A 23,954-nucleotide genomic window follows, 5' to 3' on the forward strand; every position below is an offset into this window, starting at 1 on the left:
CCTATATTTAAAAAAGACCGCAAGTTCATAAAGAGCCTGCGGCCTAACGATCCTTAATATGCTTTTAGGAAAAAATAAAGCTGCTCAACCGCACGCTGCCGCTCAACGAAAGATATACGTCCGCCTGCGGGGAAATGCCCGCTGCAAGCGATGCCGAAACGGTCTGCCACTGCTGCTCGCCGCCAGCCGGCACCGTCAGAACAGCTGCTTGCTCAGCCTCAGCCGCGCCAAAGCGCACCGTCAGCGTGCCGCCAGCCGGGCCTCCGCTAACCCGCGCCTCGATGGCTGCTGGAGCAGCGCTCCATTGCACATCTGCAAGGCGTATCCAGCCAGCGTTTGATGCGTCCGCCAGCCGCACGCAGGTGCCGCTTTCCTTGCTCTCATCAAGCAGCACGCCGGAATAATCATCATAGTTTTCCGCGCGCGTCAGCTGCATCAGCGCTCTTGGCGGAATGCTCTCGCCTTCGATGGAAAGCTCGGCTGTCAAGCGGATGTCGCTTGACGAGCTGCCGGCCATCAGGCTGTAAACGCCTGACTCCAGACAGAAGCGGTCCCGCGTCACATCCCACATGGAAAGCTCAGCTGCGCTAATCGCGATCTGAACCGTAATGCTTTCCTGCGGCTGCAAGTAAACGCGCTCGAAGCCAACGAGCTGCTTCACCGGACGTTTAACTCGCGAGGCATTCGCATGGGCATACAGCTGCACGACTTCGCCGGCCTCCACACTGCCCGTATTCGTTACTCGAATGCTGGCTGTCCAGCCTTCGCCCGTTTCAGCCGGGGAAATTTGCAGGCTGTCGAAGGAAAATGGCGCATACGTCAGCCCATGGCCGAAAGGATATAGCGGCGTATCCTCAAAATACAAATAGGTACGTTTTCCTTTAATAATGTCATAATCCAAAATATCGGTTAGCTGCTGCTCCATTTGGCTGTACCAAGTCATATTCAGCTTGCCTGCCGGAGCAAAATCGCCGAACAGCACATCAGCGACCGCATTGCCAAGCTCTTGTCCGGCATGCGCCAAATAGACAACGGCTGGAAGATGCTCCTGCGCCCAATTAAGCTCAAACGGGTAGCTGCCGATGACGACGGCAATTACGTTTCGATTAACTGCGTATACTTCCCTCAGCAGCTGCTCTTGCGCTGCTGCAAGCGTAAAGCCCGGACGGTCCGTTTCTTCCTTGCCGTTAATAAGCGGGTTGTTGCCAACGAATACAATCGCTGTTTCTGCTTCGCGGGCTGCCGCTACTGCTGCGGCAATTCCATCAACGGTAACGTCTAACCTAAAGGCACCTTTATGCTCTTTGTCACGATTGTTGCCGCTTCCGCTGTTAGCTGCGCCGCCCGCGTTGTCTCCAGCTGCTTCTGGCGCACGATCTTCCTCGGTAACTTCCTCGGTTACAGTAAGCAGCTGCTTGCCATCCTGCTCCTTCAGCACAACTGGTTTATCATCCCATGTAACAATGTCCGTCGTGCCATCCGCTTTCGCATCCAGACGCAGCACTTCCTTCACATACCAGCCATAGGCCTCATCCGCTGCAGCCGCAATGTGGACATCATCTGCGCTCGTCGCGAATTTGCCCGTCGATTGGCTTTGCAGCGTCAAGCTGTTCCAGCCCCAATCGCATACCTCAAACGTCTCCGCAGCGCTGCCAGCGGCGACCTGCAGTACACCGTTGTCACCAAGCGAGACAGGTGCTCCATCTGCGGCAGATCTCAATACCACCTGATTGCTGCCGCTCGTAAACGTTACCTTTTTGCCAGCCAGCTTCTGCTGGATGGCAGCGAACGGCGTAACCGTATAAGGGAAAGTGCCGGAGTACCAATCGCGATACACAACATCGCCGAGCGGCCCGATGACCGCTACGCTGCCCAGCTTGCTGCTGCTCAGCGGAAGCGTGGCCTTTTCATTTTTGAGCAAAACGATCGACTCGCGAGCAGCCTGAAGCGACAGGTCGCCGTGGGCTGGAGCGCATAAGACGGAATCTGGCACATTCGCATACGGATTATCCGCATCAAATTCGCCAAGACGGAAACGCACGCGGAACGTATTGGTCAGCGCTTGGTCAAGATCTGCTTCCGCAAGCAAGCCTTCGGACAATGCCTCATGGATCGCCCCGCAGCTAATTTCCTTATCGTCGGTAATGCTGTCGATTCCCGCTTTAATCGAATGGGCTACCGCTTCCTTGTACGTATCATAATAATGATGATCCTTCACCAGGCCGATCAAATCGCCAGCATCGCTGACGATAAACCCATTCATGCCCCATTCGCCCTTAACGACCTTGTTCACATCCTCATGCAATATCGTCGGGATGCCGTTTACCGAATTGTACGACGTCATCATCGATTGCGCGCCGCCCTTGACGAACGCAGGCTGAAAAGCACGCTGGTAATATTCCTTCATATTGCGCGGATCAATGCTCGCCGAGCAGCTGCCGCGATCAATTTCATTATTGTTGGCGATAAAATGCTTCAGCGTCGCGACCGCTTTGAAAAAAACCGGGTCGTCGCCTTGAATGCCTTGCACGAGTGCCGTAGTAAGCTCGCCCGTCAGCTTCGGGTCTTCGCCATAAGCCTCCTCCGTCCGTCCCCAACGCGGATCGCGTTCCATATCGACGGTAGGCGCCCACAGCGTGAGGCCATTTACTTCTGGGTCGCGCTGATAATAGACGCGGGCTTCATCACCGATGACAGAACCAATAGCTTTCAGCAGCTCCGGGTTCCAGGTGCAGCCAAGACCGAGGGGCTGTGGGAACGAGGTCGCTTCGCCGAGCCAAGCTAGACCATGCGCTGCTTCCGTTCCATGCTTGTATGGTTTTACGCCGAGCCGCTCAACGGCAGGCTGATATTGAACCATTAGCTCTACTTTTTCCTCCAGCGTCAGCCGCGATACGAGATCGCGCACACGCTCCTCTATGTCCAGCTTGCCGTCTAAAAATGGATACTGCTGTTCTGTCATGGTTTTTCCACTTCTCCCTTATGCTATATCTTCTATATATAGGTGTATGATTTAAGCTTACAGTGCTTCCTTCGGCAAGACGGTATATACAGCGCCAGCCGACGTTTCAAACCGCTCGCCCTGCATTGCGACTAGCGTGCCTTCGCCTTCCATTTGTACGGCCAGCTCCAGATCGCCGCTGCGCAGCGTGCATAGCGAGCCTGCCAATGACTCGATGCGGGCAGACGCCAGACGTCCATTTTTCCATTCCATATCGATCATGAAGCCGCCGCGCGCCCGCAGTCCTCGTACGGAACCGTCCGGCCATGCTTTTGGCAGTGCGGGCAGCAGCGCAAGCTCCTGCGTATGGCTTTGAAGCAGCAGTTCAGCAATACCTGCTGTCCCGCCGAAATTTCCATCAATTTGGAACGGTGGATGATCGTCGAACAAATTCGGATGCGTCGAGCGGGAAAGCAGCGTCTCGATAAAATGATGCGCCTGCTCCGGCTCGCCCAGCCTTGCATATAAGTTAATCAGCCAAGCGCAGCTCCAGCCCGTATGGCCGCCGCCGCTCGCGATTCGCTGTCTCAGCGATTCCCGGCCAGCCTCCAGCAGCTTTGGCTCCTTCTCCGCATTAATCAGAAAACCCGGGTACAGGCTAATTAAATGCGATACATGGCGATGTCCCGGCTCATGATCCTCATATTCCTCAACCCATTCCATCAGCCTGCCATCCGAACCAACCTGAAATGGGGGCAGCTTCACAAGCGCTTCCTGCCACTCGCTGCGCAGCGCTTCATCCTCGCCTAGCAAATCGGCTGCGTGCAGGCAAAGCGTGAATAGCTCTTTAATAAGTGAAATATCCATAGTCGTTGCCAGAGAAACGCTGCTTGTGCCGCCGCTGCCATCTGGCAGCTTGTACATATTTTCCGGCGAAGTTGCCGGAACCGTTACAAGTACGCCATTCTCTGTCTCCTGCAGCCAGTCCAGACAGAACAGAGCAGCTTGCTTCATGACCGGATACGCACGTTCGCGCAAGTAGGCCAGATCTGGATTAAACGCATAATGCTCCCAGAGATGCAGACAAAGCCAAATGCCGCCGAATGGCCAGAAAGCCCAGCTTGGATGCCCGCCCGAAGGAGTCGAGGCCCGCCATAGATCCACATTGTGATGGGCGACCCAGCCGCGCGCATTATAATGAATAGACGCAGTTCGGCTGCCGGTCTGGCTAAGCTCGCCAATCATATCAATCAACGGCTCATGGCATTCGCCCAGCCCGCAAATTTCCGCATGCCAATAGTTCATTTGCGTATTGATATTCGTCGTATAGTTGCTGTTCCATGGCGGCTGTACCCGGTCATTCCATATGCCCTGCAAGTTGGCTGGCTGCGTACCGGGCCTTGAGCTCTGCATTAGCAAATACCGACCATATTGAAAATATAAAGCCTCCAGCTGCGGATCTGCCTCGCCCCGCTTATAGCCTGCAAGCCGCTCATCTGTTGGAAGCAGCGCATTCGGGCTAGTACCGAGATCGATAGCTACCCGGCGGAAAAGCCGCTGATGCTCGGCAATATGCTGGCTGCGCAGCTCCTCATAGCCGAGCGCCGATGCAATCGCTAGTGGCTGCTCATTTTTAAGCGCCAATGCCGCGGAATCATTAAACGGCATCACCTGATAGCCGGCAAAGTTGGAAGCAGCCGCAAGCAGAAGCGTAACCGTGCCGTGTCCGCTTACAGTAAGCGAGCTGCTGGAGCCACCTACGATGTTAGTCGCGCCTGCACCTAGCAATTGCAGCCTTGCCTCGAAGGAAACACCCCGGCCCTGCTCATAAAGCACCGACTTCGGATGATCCTGACGATAGTTGTCGGCAATATGGGATGGGCATGTCCCGCTCAGTACAAGCGCGCCGCCGCTACCTTCCGTCAGCTGCACCGGATGCGGCGACTCCAGCCCTGCCGTTAGAGAAATCTCCCCGCCGTCCAGCGCCTCATAGCGAATGCACATCACTTGATGGACGGCGCTTACGAATATTTCGTGGCGAAACGATCGGCCATCTACTGTATACGCAGACGAAGCAATTCCTGTATCAAGGTCAAGCTCACGGCGAAAAGCAGAAGTTCCGCTATCGCTTCCCAGCTGGCGATGTTCCATATAAAGATCGCCCAGAGGCTGGTAAGCCTCCGTGTTCATACCTAGCATTTTATCCTGCACAAGCGTCTCGGCCTCGCCGTATTGCCCAGCAAAAATGAGCTCTCGCGATTTTTTCAAATACCGCAATGCTTCATAATTGTTGGTGTCGCGTGGAAATCCAGACCATAACGTATCCTCGTTAAGCTGCACTCTCTCCTTGCGCGCATCTCCAAATACCATGCCGCCCAGTCGGCCATTGCCGATCGGCAGCGCTTCCTCCCAACGGCTCGCTGGCTGCTTGTACCATAGCTTCCATGGCTGAATATTTTGCTGTTGCTGTGTTGTCACTGCGATGGTCACTCCTTTAGTTTTTATGGTTCGTCGCTCTTGCAGCGCCGTGGCTCAAATCCGTCGCCAAGCTTATATATTCATCATAAGCCAGACCTCTTCCTTTGCAGTACCCTCAATATTGCGGACAAAGTCATATATAAATTAGTACCTTTCTCGTCAAAAAACGCATAAAAACGACAGCAAACACGCCTGTTTCCCGGCGCTTGCTGCTTGCCGGGCACTGGCGTGCCTGCTTTTCCCCTTCAATTAGCGGCTTATTTGAACACTTGAGACAATGCCGTCACATAATACGGCACCGCTTTGATCTCATGAAACGCTGCCATTTCCACACCTTCAAAGCGCTCCACGAACGCCTGATTTACGAACGTATGCGTCGTACCTTTTCGAATCGGAGTAATCGCGAGCTGAAGCTCATTATCCAGCAGTTCATTTTGGAAGCCCTTCAGCCCAATCGGCCAAGCTTGGCCATAATGGATATGGTCCGTCAGCAGCTCATTATTCAAATAAGCAGCGGCTACATCGCCATCATATTCAATATGAAGAAACAAGTCTGCTACCTGCTCTGGCCAATAAGCATCGATTTGCACGGCCGCATGACGACTTGACGTATTCTTGATGAGAAGCTGAGGTTCATAGGCCGCAACCTTCACCGTATACGTCTGGAGCAAGCCTCCGGCAGCAGGAGAAAGGCTGCCTTGGCTTGATTTGAGCTCGGCTTCAGCTGCCGGATACATGGCAACTTGCCATTCCGCCTTGCCTGGCGAGGTGCAAATGAGCTGCCCGCCCGCTGCATAAAGGTGGCTGTCGCTGATCAGCAGGCGTTCTTCTCCCCACACGCGGAGGCGATAGGTGTTCAGCGCCTCTTCTCTGGAAAGGACGAGTATACGAACGACGTTCCCGTCTTTACGCTTCACTTCAGCGACATGCTGCTTGCCCACTGCAGGACGCACTATATAAACCCCGTCCTGCTGCTCCACAGTGCCGCCACCATCGCTAGTTACGCCCGCGACCGTGTCAACAGCTATAACAAGCTCTGGGCTCAGTCCCTCATGCGCATAAAAGACAAGCAGAGGCTCCTCTAAATCCGCAAGCTTCGTCAATGGCTGAACCGTAGCGGAAACGATGCGAATGCCTGCTGCTTCCAAGTGGAACGGCAGCACCGCGCTAATTCCCTGCTTGAGCCGCAAGCTCCCGGTATGCGGAAATCTCGCCTGTCCTCTGGACGTATCCAGCGTCACCGTTACTTCCTCCCGGTCTGGCATGTCTACATGATCCTGAAAATTGTTCAGGAATAGGAAGCCCGAGCCATCCTTCTGCCGCAGGCAATAGCGCAGCTCCTCCGTATTTTCAGGATGCAGCTCCGCTTGTCCTTCCGGCAGCACCGTTCCCATCGGTGCCAAAATTGCACCGTAAGCTTCCATGAACAAGCTGAGCGTGCGGATGCGGTCGTACGATTCGCCAATGCGTCCAAACTCGCCTAGCGGAGACTGGTAATCATACGTTATTTTCGGCAAGCCGTATTCGTTGAGAAAACCATTTTCACCGCGCGGATTCGAGCCGCCATGATACATGTAATAGCCGAGCAGATTGCTGCCGCTAGCCAGCTTTACAAGCGTCATCGCTTCCACACTGTCCGGGCTCACATGCGGCCTTGCCGTATAGCTGACCTGCATGCCTCCTGCCATCTCGCAATATGCGACGGGATATTGTGCAGAAGGATAATTGACCTTCTCCATCGGTGTTACATGAAGATCGCGGAAAATATATTCGCCGCTTGGCGGCTGATTAGGAATCCAAGGCGTATACGCATAGCCTGCAAGCATCGGGAGCGTATCCGTTTCCGGCACCGCCGCTCCTCCCCATGCCGTTGCCGTAAAGAACAGCGGGCGAATGCCCGCTTCTGCCGCAATCGCTTTGAGCTTGTCCAAATGCGCATTGCCGCCCGTGCCCGAAGACATGAATATTCCGGTTTTGTAGCCCCATGAGTCCAGCGGAGCGCCGCAGTGCATAAATTCATTTTCGAGCTGAATTGCAATAACCGGGCCGCCTTCTTGAAACAGCGAGCCTTTCATCTGCCTTGCAATTTCGCGGTACAGGCGCGCTGCGTAGTTCAAATACAGCTCATCATTCGAGCGAATGACGAGCGGCTTGTCGAACACCCAATCCGGAATGCCGCCATTACGCACCTCGCCGTGGCAGAAAGGGCCGATTCGAAGCACGAGCGGCAGCTCCAGCTTGGCGCATAAATCTATAAAATGGCGGAGATTGCGGTTGCCATTCCAATTAAAGCGCCCTTCCTTCTCCTCGTGGTAATTCCAAAATATATAGGTAGCGATTATGTGCACCCCGCCTGCCTTCATCTTGAGCAGCTCTTCCTCCCAGTACAAATAAGAAAATCTGGAAAAATGAAACTCACCGACGACAGGAATAAAAGGCTCGCCATTGCGCGTCATGTAAAAATTCGTAAAACCGAAGCTTTCTCCTTTCGGATTGCTTCCTTTATTGCCGGACAATGTGCCTGTCGTAATCTCCTTATTGCGCTCATTCAGTTTTACAGCTATTTGGTGCTTACTCATAAAGCCATTACCTCCTTTATCTTCCTCCACTGTACCGCGCCTATGCCCACTTTTCCATTAACAATCATCTGTTCCTAATGGAGCATATTCTGATTTTGCGTTAATGCATCACTTGCGGCTGGAAGCTCCAACCGCTTACAATATAGCCATAAGGAACGAGGAGGCTTGCTTCACCATGCTCAACAAAAAAACACAAGGCTTCGAGACGGAGAAGCTCATTGTTTTGCCCTCCTACCAGCTTGAGGAGATGACCAGCCACCCGATTATTCGCCAAGCCTATGTGACGGATATTGGCTATTTTCACCGGGCCAAGCACCATTACCGGGAGCGGCCCAAAGGCTGCGATGCTTATATTTTCATCTATTGCACGAACGGGGAAGGCTGGATCAAGCTCGGCGGCGAGGAGACGATTCAAGTAACGGAAAAAACCGTCTCCATCATTCCCGCCTTTACCCCTCATAGCTACGGGGCCAATACGGCGAATCCATGGAGCATCTACTGGTTTCACTTTCGGGGCGAGGAGCTGGTGCAACTGCTGGAAAGCCTTGGCCTTGAGGCTGAGCTGCTCCACGTCTCCCTGCCGGAGGCAGAGAAAATCGTCGAGCTATTCAACCAATGCTACGAGCTGCTTTCGGCCAAATCCTATTCGGTCATTCATCAGCTGCATATTTCGCAAACGGTTCGTTATTTGCTCAGCTTCATTTCGCTCATTCCAAAGCGCAAGCAGGACGAGAAGATGCTCGCTTATATTGAACAGGCTATCCAATATATGAAGGAACAGCTGGAAGGCCATTTGACCTTGGACGATTTGGTTACGCGAACGCGCATATCCAAGCAGCATCTTAATCATCTTTTTAAGCAATCTACTGGCTACGCTCCCATTGACTATTATTTGCGGCTGAAAATGCAGCGCGCCGGACAGCTTTTTGACCTTACCGACCAAAGCGTGAAAGCGGTCAGCCTGTCGCTCGGCTTTAAGGACCCGTATTATTTTTCCCGGCTGTTCAAGAAGATTATCGGCGTGTCACCTACGGATTACCGCAAGCAGCTGAAAGGTTAGAACGCTATAGTCCATTGTCCTTAACCGATATATTCATCAACTTTCGCCTGATAGATTAAGAGACTAGCACATCTCTCTGGCATTTTAATAGAATGTATGAACTGAAGCAGAAGGGGGATTGCATTTATGGAGCTTATCCGGGAGCTATTGCGTGCACATACCGCTGCTTTGCTCTCGCAAGCATCCAATCGGGTAACAAAGAGGTTATTGCGGGAACCAGGGCAAAACCGTTAGGCTGAATGGGAGACACCAGCGGGAAAAGCGCCTTGCCCTGCGTTATGCAGGCAAGGCGCTTTTGGTATGGCTATTTGCTAACGCTTCATTCCTTGTAAAATGACGTTTAGATTAAAATTCCGTTCAAATTTCTATTTTATCAAGCTTTTCAAAAACTCCATCAACCCACACTTGGTCATCCCATCGTTTTGGATCATGAAGCTTTCTATCAGCGGGATGTCCTGTTGCAATCGTATCTACACCATCTTTGTTTCCAAAATAATAATCAACGATTTTTAATGCCTTGTTTTCAGCTTGAACTAACATCTGAAGGTTCATTCCAGACCCTTGGTTCGAAAATGGTAAACTTACGTAGTAGAGATTTACGTCCAGTTTCTTGAGCTCTGCTTCCTTGAATTCATTTTCCAAACCGAAATGGACACTGATTGCTCCCTTTAGTTCTTTTCTTTGTTCTAGCTCTAACATTGTATTTGTGTATTTAAGAAGATTTTCATTAGATATGTAATTTCTAAAGGTTACTGTTTCTTGTTCTGCAACAGCACCGGTATACAAATTCACAAAAGCTTTTCCAAATGTGACTACGGTTTCTTGATCGTCATCACCAATTTGATTCCCACTAATTGAAAATGGTTGATTGGCTAGTTCTTTTAATATTTCTGCTGCTGATTTCTCTGGTCGTTCCAACGAAACTTCTTCACCTGATGATATATTCTCTAAGTCAGTTATTTGTTCTAATGCATCTCTCCCCTTTATTACAGGATTTGCTATCAATCCAATCCCAACTGCTAGCAAAATGATGATTGAGAAAGCAAGTAACCAGAATTTTGGCTTTCTATAATTTAATACGTTTTTAATCCTCCCCTTCACATTTCCCTCACCAAAAGCAAGCGGATTTCCATTCAAAATAGGTCTATCCGCAGCAAGTGATAATAAGGAGGACGCGTAAGATTTTTTTATAGCCACATCAAAATCCATCTTTTTCAATACACGTTCATCACAGGAAAATTCCATATCCCTACTCATTAACATGAAGGCTACCCATACAAGAGGATTAAACCAGTGCACGGATAATAGTAAGAAGGCTGCTGGCTTAATGATATGATCCAATCGTTTAATGTGAGTCTGCTCGTGCAGCAGGATGTAGCTGCGCTCCGTGGCATCGAGTCCAACGGGCAAATAAATTTTTGGTCGTATAAAGCCAAGTACAAAAGGTGTTTTCAAATTCCCAGCTTCGTAGATATTCCGCTCTACCCGTTGGGCATCTTTGAGCTGTTTTTTCAAGAGAAATACAGATGCAAGACTATAAATAAGCAAAACCAGCATACATAAAATCCAAATATATGAACCAATTTGTATGTAAATCTGCCATGGATTCACACTATCCTGTGCAGCCATTGCTGGTATTGTCCCGCCTGCAATTGAATCGACCACTTCTATCCCACTATTAATCTGCGGACTTTGCTGAGGCATACTAGCTTGAGGTATTGGATTTCGATCCCCATTCCTTGGCAACAGACTATATACACTCTCAAAGGTGACTGGAACGACAAGCCGGAAAGCTACCACTCCCCATAAAGCATAAGAGATGACCTTCGGAGCTTTTTTAAGCAGCAGCCTGATTAATATGACAACAAGAATGACATAGCTTGCTGTAAGGCTCATGTTTAAAACAGACAGAAATAGCTCGCTCATGATTACCCCTCCTTGTGTTCATCAATCAGCTTTTTCAGCTCCTCTGCTTGGCGGTTATTTAATTTTCTTCCGCCCATAAACGCTGTTAAAAATTTGGGCAAGGACCCTCCATACGTATCTTCAACAAAACGTTGGCTTTGATTTGCGTAATATTCATCCCTTGTAATCAAAGAAGAAACGACTGAATTTTCATTTTGTAATAAACCTTTTTCACACATTTTTTTCAGCACAGTATAGGTTGTGGACTTTTTCCAATTCATTTCCTCTTGACATCGTTTCACAAGATCACCAGAACTTATGGGTTCGTTTTTCCAGATTAAATCGGTAAACTTAATTTCGCTTTCTGTAAGCTTATAGCCTTTCATTTTCCCACTCCTTGGTCTATAAGTTATCGACCTCATATCTGTAGTCTATAACTTATAGACCAAATGTCAATAGTAAGCTGACCTGAACAATAAAAAATACGCCAGACCGCCGCTGGCGAACCAGGCGTCTGACGTAAGTTCGATTGAATTGAATTAAATTAAATTAATGCAGTCCTTCAAGCCCCAATTCCTGCTTGCCCTTCTGCTCTTCCGCTCCCGCTTGTACTTTCCCTCTGCGCAGAAACAAGCCGAGGAAAATGCCGACGATGGCAATAACGAGCATAATGCCGAACGTATAGCCGAATGCTTCTGGCGCAACGGCAAGCGTCGCTTTCTGCACTTCGGCAGGCGTCGTAAGCGGCAGCTGCTGATCCACAATGAGCGTCTTCACTCGTGACGAGAGCACCGTAACTAAAGTAGCAACCGCGAAGGAGCTAACAACCTGCTGCAAAGCACTTGTCAGTGACGTGACTCGGCTGACGAGCTCGCGCGGCGCTTTTTGCAGCAAATGCGAGTTGAGCGGCATCATCATGAGGCCGGAGCCCATGCCCGCCATAATGAGCGGAAGCAGCAAGTCGCTGCCTTCAGTCGTCAAATCGACCTGCGTATATTGAAAAATCGCACCGGATACAAGGCTCAGGCCAATAACAACAAGCCATCGCACCCCGATTTTATCAAACAAATAGCCGCCAATCGGCATCATAAATGCGGAAGCTAGCGCCTGCGGGAACAAGGTCAGCCCCGTATCAAAGGCGCCGTAGCCTCGTGCCTGCTGCAGAAATTGCGGAAGCAGGAAAATCGCGCCGAAAAGCGAAAATTGCAGCAGCCACTGCACAAAAATGCTGAATGAAAAGTCGACCGAGCGGAACACGCGAAGCTCCAGCAGCGGTGTTTTTGAACGCAGCTCTACGATAATAAATGCGATGAGCGCAATGCCGCCGATAACGAGCCCGCCAATCGTTTTATCCGAAGACCAGCTTTCCGCGCCTTGCGTAACCCCGTAGGATAAGGCAGCAAATGCAAGCGGCCCTAAAATCATGCCCGGAATATCAATGCCGGTGACCTGCTTGCGCTCCGTCTTCGGCAGCTTCCAAAGGCCGAATATAATGCTGAAAATGCCGACCGGAATGTTTATCAGGAAAATCCAGTGCCAGGAGTGATATTCCACGAGCCAGCCCGCCAAAATCGGGCCAACCGCAGGCGCGAGCAAAATCGGCACGCCCATCATCCCCATGACTTGCCCTACCTTATTCGGCGGGCTTAAACGAAACACATAAGCCATAGCGACCGGCATAACGAAACCGCCGCCCAAGCCTTGAATAATCCGAAATACGATGAGCCACTCGGCGCTGCTAGGCAATGCGCATAGCAATGATGCCAAGGTGAAGGCTACAACCGAGCCTAAAAATATATTTTTGGCTCCAAAGCGATCCGAAAGCCAGCCTGAAAGCGGAATAACCGCCGCCGTCGCCAGCATATAGCCCGTTACCGTCCACTGAATCGTTGGCAAATCGGTTTTAAAATCAATGACGAGTCTAGACAACGCCACATTCATCGCCGTTGAATCCAAAATAACCATAAATATGCCTGAAATAATGGCGATCATCGGTACGATAATACTTGCCAAGCGGAATTCAGGCTCTGCGCCGCCTTTCGATGCTGCTTGCGACATTTGTTCTCCCCCTGCCTATCTACACAAGATGACTTACGTGCCCATTTCCCAATGGACAGCTGTCCCATCACATATAATAAGGGCATTTTACCTTATTGTCAAATATTTTAGTTGTTAAGTATTTGTAGGTTAAGCATTTCTGTTTCATGACCTTATAAACCTTTTATAAACCCTATTTAAACCTTTGCCAGCCGTTTCCTTGCAGCACAAAAACCGCCATCCCGGCAGCAACTGCACCCGGATGGCGGCTTGTATTTTATACCCAAATGGCTTTATTACTACTCGGTTACAGTTCCGTAAATCAAGACAGGAGCTTCGACTTTATCGCCGATACGGATATTGTCATAAATTTTCGCGAGCACATCGTCCACATTTTCACGATTGGCATGAATGGTTACGAGCGATTCGCCGGCTTTGACGGTGTCGCCCACTTTTTTATTCAGCATTAAGCCTACAGCCAGATCGATTTCCGAGTCCTTCGTTGCGCGTCCTGCACCGAGCAGCATCGCTGCCGTACCGATTTCGTCGGCAACTATCTCTGCTACAACACCGTCGGTTTTCGCTGGCACTTCAATTAAGTAAGCCGCTTGCGGCAGCTTCTCTGGATGGTCAACAACCGTTGGATCTCCGCCCTGATTGGCAATAAACACTTTGAATTTCTCCAGCGCTTTGCCATTGCGAATGACTTCCTTCAGCATTTCCTCCGCCTCTTCCAGCGAGCTTGCTTTGTTCGCCAAATAGACCATTTGACGCCCTAACGCCAGACATAGCTCCTCCAAGTCCTTTGGACCTTTGCCTTGCAGCGTATCAATCGCTTCCTTCACTTCCAAAGCGTTGCCGATTGCAAAGCCCAGCGGCTGGCTCATGTCGGAAATGACCGCCATCGTTTTGCGTCCAACGTTGTTGCCGATGCTTACCATCGCGTGCGCAAGCTCCTTCGCATCGTCTACCGTCTTCATGAAGGCGCCTGCGCCTGTCTTCACGTCAAGCACGATAGCGTCGGAGCCGGCAGCGATTTTTTTGCTCATAATCGAGCTTGCGATAAGCGGAATGGAGTTAACGGTTGCTGTAACATCGCGCAGCGCATACAGCTTCTTGTCAGCTGGCGTCAAGTTGCCGGATTGGCCAACGACAGCGATCTTATCCTTGTTCACGAGACGAACAAATTCTTCCTTCGCAAGCTCCACGTGGAAGCCAGCAATTGCTTCAAGCTTATCTGTCGTCCCGCCGGTGTGGCCGAGGCCGCGTCCCGACATTTTCGCAACTGGAATGTCCAGCGCCGCAACGAGCGGGGCCAGTACAAGCGTCGTCGTGTCGCCTACACCGCCAGTGGAGTGTTTGTCTACCTTCACGCCTTCAATGGCTGACAGATCGATCGTATCGCCGGAATTCACCATCGCCATCGTCAAATCAGCGCGCTCCTGCTCCGTCATATCCTTGAAGAAAATCGCCATTGCCATTGCGCTGGCCTGATAATCAGGAATTTCGCCTTTCGTATACCCTTGAATGAAGAAGTTAATTTCTTCAGCGCTCAGCACTTCACCATCGCGTTTTTTCTCAATCAGGTCTACCATTCTCATGCTGCATTCTCCTCACGGTTTTAAATAAATTTATTAGCTAGGCTACCTTGCCTATTACAGGGAAGTTACCGTTTCCAGCGCTACTTCCATCATGTCATTGAATGTGCTTTGTCTTTCGGCAGAAGTCGTTTCCTCGCCGGTCAACAGGTGGTCGCTTACGGTCAAAATCGTCAGGGCATTGACGCCATATTTTGCAGCCAGCGTATAAAGCGCCGTCGTTTCCATTTCAACGCCAAGCACATTATGCTCCATCAGCTTCTCGACAATGGACTTATCATCCCGATAGAAGCTGTCCGAGCAGAAAATATTGCCGACATGCAGCTTGAGGCCTTTGGCTACGCCGCGCTCGTAAGCCGCCTTCAGCAGCTCAAAGCTGGCAATTGGCGAGAAGTCATAGCCGCCGAATACGTGGCGATTCATGCTGGAATCCGTACAAGCCGCTTGCGCCAAAATAACCTCGCGCACGTTTACGCTTTTTTGCATGGCGCCGCATGTGCCGACACGAACGAGATTTTTCACGCCATATTCGCGAATGAGTTCATTGACGTAAATGCTGATGGACGGTACGCCCATACCTGTTCCTTGCACCGAAATACGCTTGCCTTGGTACGTCCCTGTAAAGCCCAGCATACCGCGCACTTCGTTGTAGCACGTTACATTTTCCAAATACGTATCCGCAATATATTTCGCTCTTAGCGGGTCGCCTGGCAATAAAATCGTTTCAGCGATGTCGCCTTGCTTTGCATTAATATGAACACTCATTATAATATCTCCTCTGCTTCGTTCATTTAGTTAGTTAGTTGATTCGTTCATTGGTTCATTTAACGACGGCATGAAGCTGGTTCCGTGATCAGGCCATGTAACGCCGAAATTATCGGCAATGGATGCTCCGACATCAGCGAAGGTGCTTCTAATCGCGAGCTGCCTGCCGCCTTGCTTGAAACGCGGCGAATAGACGAGTAGCGGCACATATTCGCGGGTGTGATCCGTTCCTTCATAAGTCGGATCATTGCCATGATCAGCCGTAATGATGAGCAAATCCTGCTCCGTCAGCTTGGCGAATACTTCTGGCAGTCTGGCATCATATTGCTCCAAAGCCTGTCCGTAACCTTGCGGATCGCGGCGGTGGCCGTACAGCGCATCAAAATCGACAAGGTTTAGGAAGCTGAGGCCTTTGAATGGCTCATCCAGCACCTCAACAAGCTTATCCATGCCATCTTCGTTCGAGACGGTGCGAATGGCCTTCGTGACCCCTTCTCCATCAAATATATCGGCAATTTTGCCAAGCGATATGACAGCTAGACCCGCATCCCTCAGCGTAATCATCACCGTTGGCTGAAAAGGCTTAAGCGCATAATCATGGCGATTAGCGGTACGCTTGAAATGTCCGATCTCCCCTACAAACGGCCGGGCAATAATCCGCCCCAGCATATACGGGTCCTCCAACGTAATTTCCCGGCAGTATTCGCAAATGTCGTACAGCTCTTTAAGCGGCACAATTTCTTCGTGCGCAGCAATTTGCAGCACCGAATCCGCCGAGGTGTAAATAATGAGCGCTCCTGTCTTCACATGCTCTTCGCCCAGCTCTTCAATAATTTCCGTTCCACTAGCCGCTTTATTGCCGATGACCTTGCGGCCTGTCTTCTTCTCAATGCGGGCAATCAGCTCATCTGGAAAGCCATTTGCAAAGACGCGGAATGGCGTCTCGATATGAAGGCCCATCATCTCCCAGTGCCCTGTCATCGTATCCTTGCCGCTGGACGCCTCCTGCATTTTCGTATAAAAAGCAAGCGGATGATCCGCAGCCGGAACTCCGGCAATCGGTTCAATATTCGACAGTCCAAGCGCAGCCATATTCGGCATATACAGTCCGCCCATCTCGCGGGCAATATGCGAGAGCGTATGGACGCCAAAGTCTCCGAACGCGGCAGCATCCGGCGCTTCGCCGATGCCTACCGAGTCCATTACAATTAGATGTATCCGTTCAAATGCTGCCATGCCTGGCACCGCCTCTCCTCAAGCGTAAACGGCTTTCGCCGTCCTCTGGCGGCAAAGCTACCGTTTCGCGTTGAAATATAGAGAAAGGATAGAAAAATCATATCCTTTCCTATATTTTAAATGAAAATCCCTGCAATCGTCGCCGACAGCACGCTGACCAGCGTTGCACCATACAGCAGCTTCATGCCAAAGCGTGCAACGGCATTGCCCTGCTTCTCGTGCAAGCCTTTGACCGCGCCTGCAATGATACCAATGGAGGAGAAATTAGCAAACGAGACGAGAAACACCGACACGACGCCGACTGCTTTGGCCGAAAGATTAGGATATTTGCTAATTTCCAGCATCGCTACAAATTCATTCGAAACCATTTTCGTGGCCATAATGCTTCCCGCATCAACGGCATCTTTCCACGGCACCCCCATAATAAAAGCGAAAGGAGCGAAAATAAATCCAAGTATTTGCTGAAAGGAAATGCCGAGAATGCCAAGAAACAATCCATTAATCATGCCGATGAGAGCAATAAAACCGATCAGCATCGCCGCGACAATAATCGCAACCTTGAAGCCGTCCATAATATATTCGCCCAGCATTTCGAAAAAGGTCTGCTTCTCCCCTTCCTCCTGTACTTGCAGCACGTCCTCGCCTTCCTCCACCGTATACGGGTTAAGAATGGAAGCGATAATAAAGCCGCCGAACAGGTTGAGGACGAGCGCGGTCACCACATATTTCGGGTCTAAAATTTGCATATACGAGCCGACAATCGACATCGATACGGTGGACATCGCAGAAGCGCACAGCGTATACAGGCGATGCTTCGGCAGCAGGCCAATTTGTTTTTTGACCGAAATGAATACTTCCGATTGGCCCAAAATGGCTGATGCGACCGCATTATACGACTCCAGCTTGCCCATGCCATTGACTTTGCTTAACACATATCCGATGCCCTTTACGATAAAAGGAAGGATTTTCAAATATTGCAAAATACCAATTAGCGCGGAAATGAAGACGATTGGCAGCAGAACCGACAGGAAAAAGGAAAATTGTCCTTCATTTAAAATGCCGCCAAATACAAAGTTGATTCCTTCCTGCGCGTAGGAAAGCAGCTGCTCGAACACGCCGGAAAAACCTTTAATCAAGGTCGCGCCCGCAAACGTATTTAATAGGACAAAGGCAAGAACCACCTGCAAAACGATCATGATGGCAATCGGCTTGAAACGAATATTTTTCTTATTGTTGCTGACGATATAGGACAATCCTAGCACAACAAGCAGGCCTAATAAAGCTACGATGTATTTCATAGTTGCCGCCTCCTATTTTTTCATCATTATGGTAGTTGATTGGCTGAATAGAGCGCTTACAAAGTTATTCTGATGCCACCGCTCTTTCGTTTATCGAGAAAAGCGGGCCGCTCCTTCGGAAAGGAGCAGCACCGTGTTCTATGGTTACTTCATTAATAAGCGGCGCTGGATTGCTCGCCCTGCATAATTTTTACGCCGGAGCTTGCTCCAATGCGCGTTGCGCCTGCTTCGATCATTTTTTTCATATCCACAAGACCGCGAACGCCGCCCGATGCTTTAACGCCAAGCTTGTCTCCGACTGTTTTGCGCATAAGCGCTACATCTTCAGCTGTTGCTCCGCCAGTAGAGAAGCCCGTCGAGGTTTTTACAAAATCGGCTCCGGCTTTCAACGAACGCTCGCAAGCACGAACCTTTTCTTCATCGGTGAGCAGGCTTGTCTCAATAATGACCTTCACAATCGCTTTGCCTGCCGCCGCATCAACAACCGCTTTAATATCCTGCTCCACGTAGTCATCGTTGCCGTCTTTCAAAGCGCCAATGTTGATAACCATATCAATTTCGTCTGCACCATTTGCAATCGCATTGCCCGTTTCAAAAGCTTTAACGGCGCTCGTCGATGCTCCTAATGGAAAGCCGATAACGGTGCAAACTTTGGACTTGCTTCCTGCCAGCTGCTCAGCGGCAAAAGCGACCCAAGTCGGATTTACACAGACCGAAGCAAATTCATATTGTTTCGCTTCCTCCGTCAGCTTAGCGATCTCTGCTTTCGTCGCGTCAGCACGCAGCAGCGTATGATCAATCATTCCAGACAAATTTAACATGACCTGTTCCCCTTCCCCATATACGAGTTCCTCAAATACACACTCAGTTTAACATGTATTTGGTCATATGTAAACAAACACTTGGACTTATGTTCACTAAATGAAGCGTTTCAATGCTGATATTACGTTTTTTCGTCAATTCCTTTAATAAATCACCCATTTTCGCTGTCTATCACTCATCAAATTATGAACATATGTAAAATTAATTTTTTAACAAAAAGAAAAACGCCTCCGCAACTTCGCTCCTGCTGAAGGAATCGAAGATTACGAAAGCGTCCTAAATGGCTTCTTACTGGTCAGTATGGGTAGAATGGGCGGCATAATGCCCAAACCTATTTGCCATACATATGCTAATCACTAAATTTGGAAGCATGGAAAGCTTTAATGTGCTGCCGAACTTCCTCAGCCGTGTCGAGATCAAGCACATCGCTTAGCAGTTGGGCGCTATCCTGCACATTTAGTCTAGACAGCGTAAACTTTTGCTTCATCAGAGAAGCGGCATCCATACTCCATTCATCCAGCTCCATCCCGAGCAGCAGCGGTGCTGCGAGTGGATCGCCCGCCATTTTACCGCACATGCCAACCCATTTGCCTTCCTTGTGCGCCGCTTGTATCAAGCTGCGAATCGAGCGGATAACCGCCGGATGGAAATAATCATATAAGTGCGCGACCTTCTCGTTCATGCGGTCAACGGCAAGCGTATATTGCACCAAATCGTTTGTGCCAATGCTGAAAAAGTCAACCTCTTTGGCGAAACGGTCCGCCAGCTGAATGACAGACGGAACCTCGGCCATAATGCCGATTTCCAGTTTTTCATCAAAGGCGATGGCCTGCTCCTTCAGCTCGTCCATGATTTCAAGCGTCAACTGCTTGGCAGCGCGGAACTCCTGCATGGAGGATATCATCGGGAACATGATTTTAACGGTGCCGAAGGCGCTGGCACGAACGATCGCCCTCAGTTGGGTGCGGAAGAGCTCCCGCTCATTCAGACAAAGGCGGATAGCGCGATTGCCGAGAAATGGATTGTCCTCATGCGGCAAATCCCAATAGGACAGCTCCTTGTCTCCGCCAATATCCAGCGTGCGGATGACGATAGGCTTGCCTCTCCAAGCTTCAGCAAGCTGTTTATATACAGCAAATTGCTTTTCTTCGTCCGGGAAGCGGTCAGCGTTCATGAACAGAAATTCCGTTCGGAACAAGCCGGCCCCATGGGACTCTTCCACAAGACCATCTCGCATTTCCTCCGGCATGCCGACGTTAACAGCGAGCTCGATCAGCTTGCCATCTTCCGTCTGTGCTGGCAGCAGCCTGTATTTCTCAAGCTTCCCTGCTGCGGATTGCTCCTCCTGCTGCCGCGCTTCATAGTTCGAGCGGGTAGCCTGATCGGCATTCAGCACGATAACGCCCTCCGTACCGTCCAGAATCAGCTCATCACCATGGCTCAGCTGCTCGAAAGCAGCACCCGTGCCCACAACCGCAGGAATGCCGAGCGAACGGGACAAAATCGCTGTATGCGTCGTTTCTCCGCCAACCCGTGTCACAAAGCCAAGCACAATGCTGCGATCAAGCTGCACGGTAACGGAAGGCGTTAAATCTTCCGCTACTAAAATAACAGGCTCTGTAATACTCGCCAGATCCGGATAAAAAACCTGCTGCAAATGGCTCATGAGCCGATCCGCAACGTCCTTCACATCATGAATGCGTTCCTTTACGTATGCATTGTTCATCTTCTCAAACAATGCGGAAAGCTGGGCCAGCACGGTTTGTACCGCTTGTTCAGCGGACGCCTGCTTGCGCTTAATTTGACCGCGAATATCGCCGTAAAAGGCGGGATCATCCAGAAAGCTCAGCTGCCCCTCGATAATTGCCGTTTTGTCCTTCCCCAGCTTCGCCTCGGTTTTGGCAATGATCGTATTCAGCTCTGCTGCCGACTGGCGCTTCGCCTGCTCCAGACGTTCAAGCTCCGCCTCCACCTGCTCCGGCTCAATCCGCTGAGGATAAGCCGCCTCTACAGCAGGTGCGCCATAGATGAATGCTTTCCCGAAGCGGATACCTTCCGAAACGCCGATGCCTTTGATGCGCTGCTCGCTCATTGCTCTCCGAAACCTTGCTCGAATAATTCAGCAAGCTTGGCGACAGCCTGCTCCTCATCTTCACCGTCTGCCGACAGCTTGACTTCAGCACCTTTTTCCAAACCAAGCGCAATGATGCCAAGCACGCTTTTCGCATTTGCCTCCCCGCCGCCAACCACCTCTACGTAAATATCCGCTGTGAATTGTCCTGCAGCATTAGCCAGCACTTGGGCCGGACGCAAATGCAGCCCTTCTTCATTTATGATTGTCAATACACGTGTTTGCATCGCTCTGTTTCCTCCTTTAATCTCGCTGTGCTTACAGGGCGCTTTCCAATGTTTTCAAAATATCTGCTGCACTTTGGCCAACCAGCAGCTCTTGGCGAAAGCTCTCGTGTATGAGCTTGCGCGATACCGAAGCCAAAATCCGCAAATGCTCCTTGCCTGCCTCCGATTCCGGAATAGCCAGCAAAATAATCGATGTGACCGGCTTGCCATCAAGGGAGCCCCAATCAATTGGCTGTGCGAGACGGGCAAAGGCTAAGCCCGGCTTGATGACCCCCGCGGATTTGCCATGCGGAATCGCAACGCCAAAGCCGATGCCTGTTGACGCATGCTGCTCACGCGCTTCAACCGAAGCTAGAAAAGCAGCCTCATCGTTCAAATAACCAGCCGATTGCAGTCGCTCAGCAAGCTCTTTAATAACGGCTTGACGGTCACCAGCGGATGAATCGAGAATGATTGTTTCAATATTTAATAAGGTTTGGGATGACATGGTCATTACCTCCATGGAGTGGGATTTAAGCTGCTGCCAGCTTATTTTTTTTGAGCAAGGATACCGTTACGGCTGTAACAACAGAACCGATGACAATAGCTGCGGCATAAGCGCCGAGATGCGTTACTGCATTGGGAATAGCGAGTACGAATGCCCCGCCATGCGGCGCTTGAAGCGTCGCGCCAAACACCATCGACAGCGCGCCCGCTACTGCGGAACCAAGCACCGTACCTGGGATGACACGAAGCGGATCAGCGGCCGCGAAAGGAATAGCGCCTTCGGTAATAAAGGCCAGCCCCATGACTCCTGCAACTTTTCCCGCGTCGCGCTCTTCTTTGGAAAATTTGTTTTTGCGTATGACGGTGGCAAGCCACAAGCCAAGCGGCGGAGTCATTCCCGCTGCCATCACGGCTGCCATTGGGCCATACACATGGCTTGCAAGCAAGCCGACAGCAAATGTATACGCTGCCTTATTAAGCGGACCGCCCATATCGAACGCCATCATGGCTCCAAGCAGCAAGCCGAGCAAAATCGCATTCGTTGAATTTAGACCTGTCAGCCATGTCGTCAAAATATCCATCAATGTCTTCACTGGCGTTCCTACGACATAAATCATGATCAGCCCGACTATGAGCGTAGATAGCACGGGGATAATGAGGATTGGCTTAATGCCTTCCAGCGATTTCGGGAGCTTGATTGCATGCCGCAGCCATTTTGCCACATAGCCGGCAAGAAAGCCCGAAATAATACCGCCCAGGAAGCCGGCTCCCAGCTGGCTGGCCAGCATTCCGCCTACAAGTCCAGGTGCAAGACCGATCCGGTCTGCGATCGAGAAGGAAATAAAGCCGGACAAAATCGGAATCATTAAGGCGAATGCCGCCCCGCTGCCAATGTTCATCAGCGCTGCTGGGAGCGTACCTTCCTCTTGAAACGCTTTTATACCGAAAATAAACGAAATCGCAATAATGATTCCGCCAGCGACAACGAGCGGCAGCATATTCGACACACCTGTCATCAAGTGCTTATAGGCTCCTGTTCGCACAGAGCTGCCCTCTTTCTTCGTCTGCTCCTGTGCAGGCGCGGCCGCCCCAGCTTGAGCCCCTTCTTTCGCCAGCGCCTGCTCAATCAAGCCTGCTGGATTGCGGATGCCTTCGGCCACGCCAACTTTAATAATCGGCTTGCCTGCAAATCGAGCTTCCAGTACATCGGTATCCGCTGCCAAAATAATCGCGTGTGCTTCGGCGATTTCCTCCGGCGTAAGCTCATCCTCTACGCCAAGCGCGCCGCGCTTTTCAACCTTCAGCGGAACACCTTTCTCCTCTGCCATTTTTAGCAATGATTCCGCGGCCATATACGTATGGGCAATGCCGGTCGGACAAGAAGTTACAGCCAGCAATTTCTTCATGTCAATTCCTCCCTTATGATGTCGCCAGTCGCTTCAATATAATCACAATGCCTGAATATTTATATCGCCCGCCCGGCTGCGAATTTCTTCAAACTCGCATACTTGGGTGCCTGCTTTGGAAGCCGTTATCGTTCCAGCGGCCGTACTCCACCTTGCCACATTTTCGAGGCTGCTATTTTGCAATAGCGCCTGCGCAAGCACGGCTACCATTGAATCTCCTGCGCCAACAGTGCTCAGCGCCTCAATAGGAAACGGCTTTGCCAAGTAGGCTTCGTTGCCGCTCATGACGATGGCCCCATCTGCGCCCATCGATATCATAACGAGCGTTATCCCCTGAGCAAGCAGCTGTCTTCCCGCCTGTACGATTTCCTCTTCCGAGTCCAGCTTGCGCTGAGCGAGCTGCTCCAGCTCATAATGATTGGGCTTGACCGCGTAAGGAATCGCTTTGATGCCAGAAACCATCGCCTCGCCATCCGCATCCAGAATCGTACGTACGCCTAGCTTGCGCGCTTTCAAAATATAATCATGATACAGCTGTGGCGGCGCCCCCTTCGGCAGACTGCCTCCAAGGACGAGAACCGACGCTTTCGGCAGCAGCTCATCCAGCAGCTGATCCAGCTCGGAAAGCTGGCTTTCGCTGACCGCAAAGCCCGGCTCATTCACCTCGGTCGTCGTTCGCTGCTTCTGATCTACAAGCTTCATATTCGTCCGCGTCTCGCCCGGTACTTCAACAAATGCCGTATGAATGCCTGAACGATCCAGCTCATCTTTAATTCGCTTGCCAATGTCGCCAGCGATGAATCCAGCGGCGGTAACGCTGGCTCCAAAGGTGTGTACGATTCGCGCCACATTAATGCCTTTCCCGCCGAGATCAAGGCGAATGTCCTCCGCCCGGTTGAGCCCGCCCAGCTTCAGCTCCTGAAGCATAATCGTCTTGTCCATGGAAGGATTCAAAGTAAGTGTAATGACTTGCTGCTTGGACATG

Annotated in this window: 17 protein-coding genes; 1 reads left to right on the forward strand and 16 read right to left on the reverse strand. The window is 50.8% G+C overall.

The window, feature by feature from the left end:
* Window positions 1–64: 64 nt before the first annotated feature.
* From ASF12_RS28675 to ASF12_RS28685, 3 genes are all read right to left on the reverse strand, one after another.
* Window positions 65–2,962: a glycoside hydrolase family 3 C-terminal domain-containing protein gene (locus ASF12_RS28675; RefSeq protein WP_056041971.1), complete on the reverse strand. Its 2,898-nt coding sequence runs from the start codon at window positions 2,960–2,962 to the stop codon at window positions 65–67.
* 57 nt (window positions 2,963–3,019) lie between these two features.
* Complete coding sequence (locus ASF12_RS28680; protein WP_056041972.1) at window positions 3,020–5,419, reverse strand: glycoside hydrolase family 95 protein; 2,400 nt, start codon at window positions 5,417–5,419, stop codon at window positions 3,020–3,022.
* A 257-nt stretch (window positions 5,420–5,676) separates the two neighbouring features.
* Complete coding sequence (locus ASF12_RS28685; RefSeq protein WP_056041973.1) at window positions 5,677–7,998, reverse strand: beta-galactosidase; 2,322 nt, start codon at window positions 7,996–7,998, stop codon at window positions 5,677–5,679.
* 175 nt (window positions 7,999–8,173) lie between these two features.
* Here ASF12_RS28685 and ASF12_RS28690 point away from each other — a divergent pair, with 175 nt between their 5' ends.
* The gene (locus tag ASF12_RS28690; protein ID WP_056041974.1) at window positions 8,174–9,058 is read left to right on the forward strand and encodes an AraC family transcriptional regulator; all 885 of its coding nucleotides are present in this window, start codon (window positions 8,174–8,176) and stop codon (window positions 9,056–9,058) included.
* 357 nt (window positions 9,059–9,415) lie between these two features.
* On the opposite strand, the gene ASF12_RS33350 is transcribed toward ASF12_RS28690, so the two are convergent.
* From ASF12_RS33350 to pfkB, 13 genes are all read right to left on the reverse strand, one after another.
* Complete coding sequence (locus ASF12_RS33350) at window positions 9,416–10,984, reverse strand: M56 family metallopeptidase (protein ID WP_063892677.1); 1,569 nt, start codon at window positions 10,982–10,984, stop codon at window positions 9,416–9,418.
* A gap of 2 nt (window positions 10,985–10,986) precedes the next feature.
* Window positions 10,987–11,349, reverse strand: a complete 363-nt coding sequence (locus ASF12_RS28700; protein WP_056041975.1) for a BlaI/MecI/CopY family transcriptional regulator — start codon at window positions 11,347–11,349, stop codon at window positions 10,987–10,989.
* Window positions 11,350–11,512: 163 nt separating this feature from the next.
* A complete protein-coding gene (locus tag ASF12_RS28705) occupies window positions 11,513–13,021 on the reverse strand; it encodes a DHA2 family efflux MFS transporter permease subunit (RefSeq protein ID WP_056041977.1) in 1,509 nt (502 codons plus the stop codon).
* A gap of 278 nt (window positions 13,022–13,299) precedes the next feature.
* Window positions 13,300–14,601, reverse strand: a complete 1,302-nt coding sequence (locus ASF12_RS28710; RefSeq protein ID WP_056041979.1) for a pyrimidine-nucleoside phosphorylase — start codon at window positions 14,599–14,601, stop codon at window positions 13,300–13,302.
* Between the two features lie 54 nt (window positions 14,602–14,655).
* Window positions 14,656–15,363, reverse strand: coding sequence for a purine-nucleoside phosphorylase (gene deoD / locus ASF12_RS28715; RefSeq protein ID WP_046233744.1), 708 nt, complete (start codon window positions 15,361–15,363; stop codon window positions 14,656–14,658).
* Between the two features lie 30 nt (window positions 15,364–15,393).
* On the reverse strand, window positions 15,394–16,599 hold the full coding sequence (deoB, locus tag ASF12_RS28720; protein WP_056041981.1) for a phosphopentomutase: 1,206 nt from the start codon (window positions 16,597–16,599) through the stop codon (window positions 15,394–15,396).
* Between the two features lie 116 nt (window positions 16,600–16,715).
* Window positions 16,716–17,897: a NupC/NupG family nucleoside CNT transporter gene (locus ASF12_RS28725; RefSeq protein ID WP_056041983.1), complete on the reverse strand. Its 1,182-nt coding sequence runs from the start codon at window positions 17,895–17,897 to the stop codon at window positions 16,716–16,718.
* Window positions 17,898–18,049: 152 nt separating this feature from the next.
* Window positions 18,050–18,718 (reverse strand): deoxyribose-phosphate aldolase, encoded by a 669-nt coding sequence (gene deoC, locus ASF12_RS28730; protein WP_056041986.1) that lies wholly within the window; start codon window positions 18,716–18,718, stop codon window positions 18,050–18,052.
* Window positions 18,719–19,068: 350 nt separating this feature from the next.
* Complete coding sequence (gene ptsP / locus ASF12_RS28735; protein WP_056041987.1) at window positions 19,069–20,811, reverse strand: phosphoenolpyruvate--protein phosphotransferase; 1,743 nt, start codon at window positions 20,809–20,811, stop codon at window positions 19,069–19,071.
* Complete coding sequence (locus ASF12_RS28740) at window positions 20,808–21,077, reverse strand: HPr family phosphocarrier protein (RefSeq protein WP_056041989.1); 270 nt, start codon at window positions 21,075–21,077, stop codon at window positions 20,808–20,810. Before ASF12_RS28740 ends, ptsP begins: the two co-directional genes overlap by 4 nt.
* A gap of 31 nt (window positions 21,078–21,108) precedes the next feature.
* Entirely contained in the window at window positions 21,109–21,564 is a 456-nt protein-coding gene (locus ASF12_RS28745) for a PTS sugar transporter subunit IIA (RefSeq protein ID WP_056041992.1), read from the reverse strand.
* 25 nt (window positions 21,565–21,589) lie between these two features.
* Complete coding sequence (locus ASF12_RS28750) at window positions 21,590–22,969, reverse strand: PTS fructose transporter subunit IIC (protein ID WP_056041993.1); 1,380 nt, start codon at window positions 22,967–22,969, stop codon at window positions 21,590–21,592.
* Between the two features lie 42 nt (window positions 22,970–23,011).
* Window positions 23,012–23,953, reverse strand: a complete 942-nt coding sequence (pfkB, locus tag ASF12_RS28755; protein WP_056041995.1) for a 1-phosphofructokinase — start codon at window positions 23,951–23,953, stop codon at window positions 23,012–23,014.
* Window position 23,954 lies beyond the last annotated feature (1 nt).

It is taken from the genome of Paenibacillus sp. Leaf72, from assembly GCF_001422685.1.
Taxonomy (GTDB): Bacteria; Bacillota; Bacilli; order Paenibacillales; family Paenibacillaceae; genus Pristimantibacillus.